We start from the raw sequence: 9,387 nt of genomic DNA on the forward strand, positions 1-9,387 counted from the left end.
AGCATGGACAAGCTGAAGATGCACAGCCCCGACCTGAGCCAGGACAACATCGCGAAGATCCGCGACCTGTTCCCCGGTTGCGTGACAGAAGCGCAGGACGACGCGACGGGGGCGGTGCGTCTGGCTGTTGACTTTGACCAGTTGCGCCAGGAGCTGAGCGATCACATCGTGGATGGGCCGCAGGAGCGGTATCGGCTGGATTGGCCAGGAAAACGTGAGGCGCTTGTTACAGCCAATATGCCGATTGCTTTGACCTTGCGACCAGAGCGCAGTGACAGCGTAAACTTCGACAGCACAAAGAACTTGTTCATCGAAGGTGATAATCTTGACGCACTAAAGCTACTAAAGGAAGCTTACCTTGGAAGCGTGAAATGCATCTATATCGACCCTCCCTATAACACCGGGGGCGATTTTATATACGATGATGACTTTTTCGAACCATCAGAAGAATATCTGGTTCGTTCGCAACAGCTTGACAGCTCGAGAAACAGAATGGTGGCAAATCCCACTTCGAATGGACGTTTCCATTCAGACTGGCTCAGTATGCTGTTTGCAAGATTGCGACTGGCCCGCTTACTACTCCGCCATGATGGATTTATCTTCATCTCCATTGACATAATTGAGCTTTCCAATCTGATATCTATGGGCAAAGAGGTTTTCGGCGAAGAATCTCTGATCGGGGTAATTGCGCGACCAACTGGAACTAGAATGGGATCTGGAAGTAGAGGTGTCGCAAGAGAGCTGGACTATATCGTGGTTTTCTCGAAGAGCAGCGATGCGTCCCTTTTGGGTTTGCCGATGACAGAAGATGATATGGCAATCTACAATCAGTCAGACGAACGCGGCAGATATCTTACCAGATCGCTACGCCGCACCGGCGGCGAGAACCGCCGAGAGGACCGACCGAGTATGTTCTACGGTGTAAAGGCGCCAGATGGGACGGAAGTCTTTCCCATCGCACCGGAAGGATATGAAAGCCGTTGGGTTTGCGGCAAAGAAACATATTCGCAACTGGTCAAAGACGGAATGATTGAATGGCGCCAAGTTAGGAAAGGCGATGACCTGCGATGGCAGGTCTATCAGAAGCACTACCTGTCTTCGGGAGGCCGAGAAACGTCCGATTTGTGGGCGGGCATTTCAGGGAACAAGATGGGAACGAAAGAGGTTAGCGGACTGTTTGATCGAGTGAAAGTGTTCGATCATCCTAAGCCGACTGATGTTATTGTGAGAATATTGCAGCTATCGACACAACCAAGCTCACAGGACTTAGTCGTAGATTTCTTCGCCGGTTCTGCAACGACAGCTCATGCTGTCCTGATACAAAACGCTCGCGATGGCGGGAACCGGCGCTGCATTTCTATTCAGATTGCAGAGGAGATTTCGGAAAAGGCAGAGGCGAAGAAGCTTGGCTTTACGTCGATCGCCCAAATATCAAAAGAACGTATCCGCCGCGCTGGCAAGAAAATCCTTGAAGGCGAAACCCACCCCGACTGGAACCGCGATGTCGGCTTCCGGGTTCTTAAGGTCGACACCTCGAATATGAAGGACGTCTACTACCGCCCGGATGAGCTGAAGCAGTCCAACCTGCTCGACATGGTCGACAACGTCAAAGAGGGCCGCACGGCCGAGGACCTGCTGTTCCAGGTGCTGGTCGATTGGGGCGTGGACCTGACGCTGCCCATCCGCCGCGAGACGGTGCAGGGCAAGACTGTGTTCTTCGTCGACGACAACGCCCTTGTCGCCTGTTTCGAGCGTGGCATCACCGAGGATCTGGTAAAAGAGCTGGCAGGTCCCGCCCCCCTGCGCGTCGTCTTCCGCGACAACGGCTTCATCTCTGACGCGGTGAAGATCAACGTCACCCAGATCTTCCGCCAGCTCTCGCCCAGCACCGAAGTCAAAGCGATCTGACCATGGCGCTTGACACCACCGCTCTGTCCGACCTGCTGTCCCGGTTGCTTGCCGACTGGGAAAGCGAAGTCGTGGAATTCAAGCGCGGCAAAGACGGCTTCTCAAGCGACGACCTTGGCAAATACGCCTCTGCGCTGGCAAATGAGGCCAACCTGCGCGGGCAAGAGCGCGCTTGGCTGGTTTTCGGCGTCGATGACAAGACGAGACAAGTGTGCGGGACAAGCTACAAGGAAGACGCCGAGCGACTGCAGGCTGACAAGCAACAGGTCCTGACCGGAACGGGGACTTTCACCTTCCGGGATATTCATGTGCTTGCGCATCCATCGGGCCGGGTGATCCTGTTTGAAATCCCGGCCGCACCGCGGGGAATGGCAATCAACTGGAAGGGGCATTACTTCGGCAGAGCCGGAGAGAGCCTTGGGCCGCTTGGTCAGGACAAGCTGGATGAGATCCGGTCGCAAACGCTGGCGACCGACTGGACCGCGCAAGTGGTTCCCGAGGCGACCATCGCGGATCTTGACCCAGAAGCGTTAAAGGTTGCTCGCGAGCGGTTCGCGGCCAAGTACGCCAACCGCTTCAGTGCAGAGGACGTTGCCGCATGGTCTGATGTTGCGTTGCTGGATCGCGCAAAAGTCACCCAGAACGGGGTGATTACTCGGACAGCGTTATTGCTGCTCGGCAAACCCGAGTCGGCATGGCGGCTAAACCCACATCCGGCTGAGATCACATGGAGGCTGGAGGGTGAAGAGCGAGCTTACGAGCATTTCGGCCCGCCATTCCTGTTGGCGACCACACAGTTGTTCTCTCGCATCCGCAATGTGCAATTGCGCATCCTGCCCGAAAACGCGCTGCTGGCGCATGAGGTGGCGAAGTACGATCAGAAGGTAGTGCTGGAGGCTCTGCACAACTGTATCGCACATCAGGACTATAATCGATCCGGGCGTGTCGTCGTGCGCGAGTATCCTGATCGGCTGGTGCTGGAGAATGACGGCGCGTTCTTTGAGGGAAAGCCGGAGGATTACATCCTCCGGGATCGTGTGCCGCGGCGATATCGCAACGCCTTCCTCGCACAGGCCATGACAGAACTGAACATGATCGATCACATGGGCTATGGTATCCTCGATATATATCAGCGCCAGCGCCAAAGGTTCTTTCCTCTGCCGGACTATGATCTGGAAGAGTCCGAGATGGTGCGCCTGACGATCCATGGCCGTGTCGTCGATCAGGCCTACAGTCGGCTGCTGATGCAGGAGGCTGGGTTGCCGCTGGTAGACGTCCTCGCGCTTGATCGGGTGCAGAAGCGTTTGCCGGTGACCGAAGATGCACTGCGGCACCTGAGAATTCATAAGCTGGTCGAAGGGCGCAAGCCCAACGTCCATGTCTCTGCAAGGGTGGCAGCTGCGACGGATAGCAAGGCCGAGTATATCCGGACCCGTTCCCAGGATGATGAGCATTACACCCGATTGATCGTCGACTACCTTAGAAAGTTCGGGAATGCGGATCGTGCAGAGCTGGATAGGCTGCTGACGGACAAGCTCAGCGAAGCCCTTTCTGCGGAACAGAAGCGGGACAAGATCAGCAACCTTTTGACCAAGCTCAGGCGACAAGGAAGCATTCTTAACGCGGGCTCTCGAAGCAAGCCAGAATGGCGTCTTGCAGAAAGAAAAGAATGATCGCGTTAAAGGAAATTATTGTAAATCAAGGTATTGGCTCTATCTGCAAACGTGCGGCAAGGCGCCCCATGCAGATAGGTTGCAGAAAGACGAACGCATGAAGCTCAAGTTCAAGGTCCAGCCCTATCAGACCAATGCCGTCAACGATGTAGTCGACTGCTTTGCCGGCCAGCCCATGCAGTCTGGCCTGACTTATCGCATCGACCCGGGCCTGAAGGTGCAGGCAAGTGCTTTCGAGGAGGGCTTCAAAAACGCCGACCTTGCGCTGGCTGAACCGCAAATTCTGGAAAACATCCAGAAGGTCCAGCGGCGCCAAAACTTACCTGTAGCACAGTCGCTAACCGACTTTACGACGCTAAACACACGGGGCGAACGTGGCCCCGTGGCCGCGACCTACAAGCGTGACGCGCTGGCCGCGACCCGCGTTCACCTCGACGTCGAGATGGAGACCGGCACCGGCAAGACCTACTGCTACATCAAGACCATCTTCGAGATGAACAAGCGCTACGGCTGGTCGAAGTTCATCATCATGGTGCCGTCGATCGCGATCCGCGAAGGGGTCTACAAGTCACTGCAAATCACGGCGGACCACTTCACCGAAAGCTACGGGAAGAAGGCACGGTTCTTCATCTACAACTCAAAGCGTCTGCACGAGCTTGAGAGCTTTTCGTCCGACGCGGGCATAAACGTGATGGTGATTAACATTCAGGCGTTTGCATCACGCGGGGCCGACAACCGGCGCATCTACGAAGAGCTGGACGACTTCCAGTCGCGTAAGCCCATCGACGTAATCGCCTCGAACCGCCCGATTCTGATCCTGGACGAGCCACAGAAGATGGAAGGTGCAGCAACGATGGAAGCGTTGCCGAAGTTCAAGCCGCTGTTCATCATGCGCTATTCGGCCACCCACCGCACACAGCACAACCGAGTTCACCGCTTGGATGCGCTGGACGCCTACAACCAAAAGCTAGTCAAGAAGATCGCGGTCCGCGGCATCCAGACCCGCGGTCTGGCCGGCACCAATGCTTACCTCTACCTCGAAGGCATCGACATCTCGAAAAAAGCGCCCGTGGCGCGGATCGAGTTGGAGGTGAAGCTGAAGTCGGGCGAAATCAAGCGTGAGGTCCGGAGACTTGAAGCAGGCCGGAACCTATTCGATGTTTCCGGAAATCTGGACCAGTACAGAGAAGGCTTCGTTATCTCGGATATTGACGGGCGCCTAGACCAAGTTGAGTTTACGAATGGTCTCTCCCTTGAGGCAGGGAAAGCCACGAGAGACCTCACGGAACGCGATACTCGCCGCATCCAGATCCGCGAGACAATCAAAGCGCATCTGGACAAGGAAAAGCAGCTGTTCGCGCAGGGCATCAAGGTCCTGTCGCTGTTCTTCATCGACGAGGTGGTGAAATACCGTGACTACGACCAGGCGGACGAGAAAGGCGAATATGCCCGGGTTTTTGAGGAAGAGTACGAGCTGCTGAAGGCCGAGTATCTGTCCGAGCTCGCAATCGACAACGAGGCGTACCGGAAATACCTCGAGGGCATCGCTTCGGCCAAAACCCACAACGGGTACTTCTCGATCGATAAGAAGACGAACCGCCTCAAAGATCCTGCTGTTGGTGCCCGCTCTGTCGATTCCGACGATGTGGATGCCTACGACCTGATCCTCAAGGACAAGGAACGCCTTCTTTCCTTCGCCGAACCCACCCGGTTCATCTTCTCGCACTCGGCGCTGCGTGAAGGCTGGGACAACCCGAATGTATTTGTCATGTGCATGCTGAAGCACAGCGACAACACCATCTCTCGGCGCCAGGAAGTGGGGCGTGGCCTCCGGCTGAGCGTCAACCAACACGGCGACAGGATGGATCACCCAGCCGTGGTGCATGACATCAACGTGCTGACTGTGGTGGCGAGCGAGAGCTATAAGGATTTCGTGGCCGGGCTCCAGCAGGAGATTGCGGAGACCCTCTCGTCGCGCCCGAGACAGGCAACGCAGGCATACTTCGAAGGTAAGCTACTGCAGACGGATCAAGGGCCTGTGCCACTCACCGCGGATATGGCCGCTGGTCTAGAGTTTTATCTAGTCCAGAACGGGTACGTCGACCGACACAAGAACATCATTGGAAAGTATCACGATGCAAAGAAGGCAGGGGTACTGGCCGATCTTCCTGACGACTTGAAAGCGCATGCGGAACAGGTATTCCAGCTCATCGATAGCGTTTTCAGCGACGCGCAATTACCCAAAGTTGATGACGGCCGTAAGCCCAAGACCAATCCTCTGAATGCGAATTTCGAGAAGAAAGAGTTCCAAGAGCTTTGGAGACGCATCAACCGGAAAGCGGTCTACCGGGTTGAGTTCGACTCCGCTGAGCTGATCCGCAAATGCGTCAGTGCGCTGGATAGCCAGTTGCGGGTTACCCCGTTACAGTACACGGTTCAAATCGGCGTGCAGAACGACGGATTGACCGACGGCCAACTGCGCAGCGGCGACGGCTTCAAGGTCACTAACACGACCACCAGCCATGGCGGCTCGGTCCACTCTTTGGTGAAATATGACCTCGTGGGCAAAATAGCCGAGAACGCTCTTGTGACCCGAGACACTGCAGCGTCCATCTTGGGTCAAATCACACCGGCGGTTTTCGAACAATTCACCAAGAACCCCGAACACTTCATCACCGAAGCGTCGCGTATCGTTGCTGAACAGAAGGCCGCGATGGTGATCGAGCGCCTAGCCTATGATGAAGTCGACGAGCGGTACGACGTGGATATTTTCACTGCCAACCAGACCGGCCAGGATTTTTCTCGGGCAACGGACAAGCTGAAAAAACATGTCTATGATTACGCGGTCACAGACTCCAACGTGGAAAAAGAATTCGTGGCGGCGTTGGATGCAAGCACTGAGGTCGTAGTCTATGCGAAGCTCCCACGAGGTTTTCTGATCCCAACTCCTGTTGGGGACTATAACCCCGATTGGGCAATATCCTTCACCGCTGGCAGTGTGCGTCACATCTATTTCGTAGCTGAGACCAAGGGCACGATGTCATCGATGAAGCTGCGGGAAATCGAAAAAACCAAAATCGAATGCGCGCGAAAGTTCTTTTCTGAAATCGGCGAGAAAGTCGCGCAGGATCGTGTCAAATACGATGTGGTTACAGATTTCGGCAAGCTGATGGACGTGGTCGGGCCGACGGCATGACAAAACCCCGCTCGATCAAAATTTTCCTGCTAGACGGCGACCCGAATAGTATTCGGGTCGCGCAAATCTCGATGTCGACGATCTAGGTGTTGACGGATGAGCGATCGGGAATAAAGTTTGAAGCTGAAGGATGGGATGCATGCTTCATAGGGTGCGAAAGCACCGGGCGTAATTGGCAGAGTGGCCCCTGATAAACCTGCCAAAGTTCTGGTCCGGATCTCCAAAACCGGACGCGAGAGCAAAGAAAAGCCCTGCTTCGGCAGGGCTTTTCATATGGGGCAATGGTGGATCATGATTATTGGCGCCTATGGTATCCCAAACGGGCCACCTCTTAATTGCGAAGATCGCCGCGGAATGTCCACGCAAGAGCTGATCCAGTCACAAGCGCAGTCAAATACAGGCCGGGACTTGGTAAGACCGAACCTACAAGCATGGTCATGCCGGTCGTCATGAAGATCATCTGACCGAGCGTGCAGTTACATGAATGGGCAAAATCCGTAAGCGCATCCTTTAGCTTTTCGCGGTCCATAGATACGAATCCTTTGCATGGGGTGTGATAAGCATGAGGTTAACGCAATATATTAAAAAATCGAGATTACATATTTTAGTGAGGCGCCGGAACAACACAAAAATACGCTGGCAGGCTGCGATTTTAATTGCCTGATATAGCCAAAAAAGCTAATGTTTAAGGGCAGCTATAGGCTGCGCATTGTCACAGGAGACACAATCATGCCCAGCATGAAAAGCCGCATGGCGGCCTTCCGCAATCGCGTCAATTATGCCGAACAAGCCTTCCTGCGTCACGAGGACAGCAGGGAGTTGGATAACTGCTTTGAGATGTACGATGGCGAATTCGTGGTTGTCGCCCTTATGCGACGCGCTGCACGAAACCCCGATCTTATGGCAGCTCTGAGGGCCGAGTTCTCTCAGGTCTCCCCTTCAGAGTGGTCGTGGCTCCGTACAGCGGAGAAGCACAAACGCATCCCCGATCACAAGCTCCCTGAAATGGCAGCCCAGGCTCAGATCGAGGCCGAATGGCACAGCGTGAACATTTTTATGCCCCAGCTGATCGCGAGGAACGAAGAAGGCGCCCAGCCCTTTGAAGTTGTGAGGCGGGAAGGGCCTGCAGAACTCAAGGAAACACTATGGGGGCCGTCGCTGAGGGCTGTGTGTCATCAGGTTCGTTCCTGGCATGCCCGGACGGTCATGGGATCACCTTTCCTCTCGCTCCTCGCTGAGATCCAGATCCGCACGCCCGACGGGGAAATCCACGCGCTTTAAGCCTCTCAGGCCCGCACGCGAAGCGGGCCAGTCCCCCCCATTTGAGGATCATGACATGTGCAAATCAGCACACGAATGCGGCTGGGTAGTGACTTATGTCGCTGCAACTGATGACGGCTATTCCATCGAATTTCTGAACGACATTGACGGGTTCGGGGATCTGAAATCCGCGACCATTTTCAACAAGGCAGAGACGCCACTGTTTCCTTCGCAATCATGGGTCCCTACAGACCAATTGGCAGACAGCCTGCTGGAGACCATACAGGACAGGTCAGAGCTAATGTGGATTGCCGATTATCAGGCGTTCCCGTGTTCTGATGAGGGCGCTCCTCTGGTTTGGTGGCATCTCATGGTCTGCCGGTCATGCGGGCACGAGTGGAAAGACGTTTTTGACGAGCCTCGAAGGCGCGTCCGGTGCGCGAAATGCGCGAGCATTGTGGAGGTGCCACCTGATTTAGTGGAGTGGACTGGCCCCTCTCATCCGGTGCTACGCAGCTTGTGGGATAAGCTGCCTCCAGTCGGAATTGAAGCCATAGCCATCGGCAACGGCTTCAAAGCGCGCAAGCTCAGCTCAGGGATCCTGATAATAGATGAGCTGGGCAATAGGGTCGAGCTCAACAACATCGAAGCCGGTTTAGTGGTGGGGCTGCGACACAGTACAACGGGAACCGAGTTATCCATCACGTTGGACGAAAAAGGTTTTAAATTACCGGAGGGAGAGGACCGCATATGATCGCGCCGGTTCAAAGCGTAAAAGAATGCTGCTACAGCTTCTCCCCAAATTCACCTGACAGCCATGCGAGATACCCACGAATGCAACTCGGACGCCCCCTCGATCTATCCGGATTGACCACAGCTCTTTGCGTGGAAGAAGCGGGGGCATGGCACCTCTACAGCCCCGAGACGCATATCCCGCCGGCTAAAGCTGCTGTGCTTGACGTGTATAGCCAGATCATCGCATGCGACGCCCCACACAAGTTGCCCCTAGATCCGCGACTGCTGCGGCTCCTGGTCGATGCCGCGGCCGCGCTTCATGGCGAAAAGACACGAGCGATCGGATGGCAGATCCTCGGGGTCAAACCAAATCGGGGCCGTGCTCTTCTGTCAAAGGATCTGACTGACCTCGAATGGCCGATCTGGCACGCGGCATTGAATTTCGGGCTGGGTCACAGCCGGTTTGAACATCCGGATGAGTATTTCGGTCGGAGTTAATACAGCTTCACGGTGATCAAAGCACACTGCCAACGTCCCCCCTTAGACCCGATAATCGCTGTGTGAACTGACTGGGTCGGCGGCCTCTCCCACTGCATTCTGCATTCGAGGGTTGCT

The 9,387-nt window shown here is 55.3% G+C and carries 7 protein-coding genes; 6 read left to right on the plus strand and 1 reads right to left on the minus strand.

Going from position 1 to position 9,387, the window contains the following annotated elements; all coding sequences use genetic code 11:
- The first annotated feature begins 3 nt into the window (after nucleotides 1-3).
- The 3 genes from EP867_RS15470 to EP867_RS15480 all read left to right on the plus strand — a co-directional run bounded on the left by EP867_RS15470 (nucleotide 4) and on the right by EP867_RS15480 (nucleotide 6,777).
- Nucleotides 4-1,908: a site-specific DNA-methyltransferase gene (locus tag EP867_RS15470; protein ID WP_128490385.1), complete on the plus strand. Its 1,905-nt coding sequence runs from the start codon at nucleotides 4-6 to the stop codon at nucleotides 1,906-1,908.
- Nucleotides 1,909-1,910: 2 nt separating this feature from the next.
- Nucleotides 1,911-3,581 carry an RNA-binding domain-containing protein gene (locus tag EP867_RS15475; protein WP_128490386.1) on the plus strand — a complete coding sequence of 557 codons (1,671 nt, stop codon included), beginning with the start codon at nucleotides 1,911-1,913 and terminating at the stop codon, nucleotides 3,579-3,581.
- Nucleotides 3,582-3,678: 97 nt separating this feature from the next.
- Nucleotides 3,679-6,777, plus strand: coding sequence for a type III restriction-modification system endonuclease (locus tag EP867_RS15480; protein WP_128490387.1), 3,099 nt, complete (start codon nucleotides 3,679-3,681; stop codon nucleotides 6,775-6,777).
- Between the two features lie 331 nt (nucleotides 6,778-7,108).
- On the opposite strand, the gene EP867_RS15485 is transcribed toward EP867_RS15480, so the two are convergent.
- Nucleotides 7,109-7,306 carry a hypothetical protein gene (locus EP867_RS15485; RefSeq protein ID WP_128490388.1) on the minus strand — a complete coding sequence of 66 codons (198 nt, stop codon included), beginning with the start codon at nucleotides 7,304-7,306 and terminating at the stop codon, nucleotides 7,109-7,111.
- 200 nt (nucleotides 7,307-7,506) lie between these two features.
- Here EP867_RS15485 and EP867_RS15490 point away from each other — a divergent pair, with 200 nt between their 5' ends.
- Genes EP867_RS15490 through EP867_RS15500 form a run of 3 tightly spaced genes read left to right on the plus strand, consistent with a single transcriptional unit; the run spans nucleotide 7,507 to nucleotide 9,270 of the window.
- Entirely contained in the window at nucleotides 7,507-8,058 is a 552-nt protein-coding gene (locus EP867_RS15490) for a hypothetical protein (RefSeq protein ID WP_128490389.1), read from the plus strand.
- A 55-nt stretch (nucleotides 8,059-8,113) separates the two neighbouring features.
- Nucleotides 8,114-8,791, plus strand: coding sequence for a hypothetical protein (locus EP867_RS15495; protein ID WP_128490390.1), 678 nt, complete (start codon nucleotides 8,114-8,116; stop codon nucleotides 8,789-8,791).
- Nucleotides 8,788-9,270: a hypothetical protein gene (locus tag EP867_RS15500; RefSeq protein WP_128490391.1), complete on the plus strand. Its 483-nt coding sequence runs from the start codon at nucleotides 8,788-8,790 to the stop codon at nucleotides 9,268-9,270. Before EP867_RS15495 ends, EP867_RS15500 begins: the two co-directional genes overlap by 4 nt.
- Nucleotides 9,271-9,387 lie beyond the last annotated feature (117 nt).

The sequence above is a fragment of the Falsigemmobacter intermedius genome (assembly GCF_004054105.1).
GTDB classification, from domain to species: Bacteria; Pseudomonadota; Alphaproteobacteria; order Rhodobacterales; family Rhodobacteraceae; genus Wagnerdoeblera; species Wagnerdoeblera intermedia.

Bases quoted from the DNA above. Each gene is read 5' to 3' on its own strand.
- EP867_RS15500 (WP_128490391.1), top strand. From the start codon at position 8,788: ATGATCGCGCCGGTTCAAAGCGTAAAAGAATGCTGCTACAGCTTCTCC.
- EP867_RS15470 (WP_128490385.1), top strand. From the start codon at position 4: ATGGACAAGCTGAAGATGCACAGCCCCGACCTGAGCCAGGACAACATC.
- EP867_RS15485 (WP_128490388.1), bottom strand. From the start codon at position 7,306: ATGGACCGCGAAAAGCTAAAGGATGCGCTTACGGATTTTGCCCATTCA.
- EP867_RS15490 (WP_128490389.1), top strand. From the start codon at position 7,507: ATGCCCAGCATGAAAAGCCGCATGGCGGCCTTCCGCAATCGCGTCAAT.
- EP867_RS15475 (WP_128490386.1), top strand. From the start codon at position 1,911: ATGGCGCTTGACACCACCGCTCTGTCCGACCTGCTGTCCCGGTTGCTT.
- EP867_RS15495 (WP_128490390.1), top strand. From the start codon at position 8,114: ATGTGCAAATCAGCACACGAATGCGGCTGGGTAGTGACTTATGTCGCT.
- EP867_RS15480 (WP_128490387.1), top strand. From the start codon at position 3,679: ATGAAGCTCAAGTTCAAGGTCCAGCCCTATCAGACCAATGCCGTCAAC.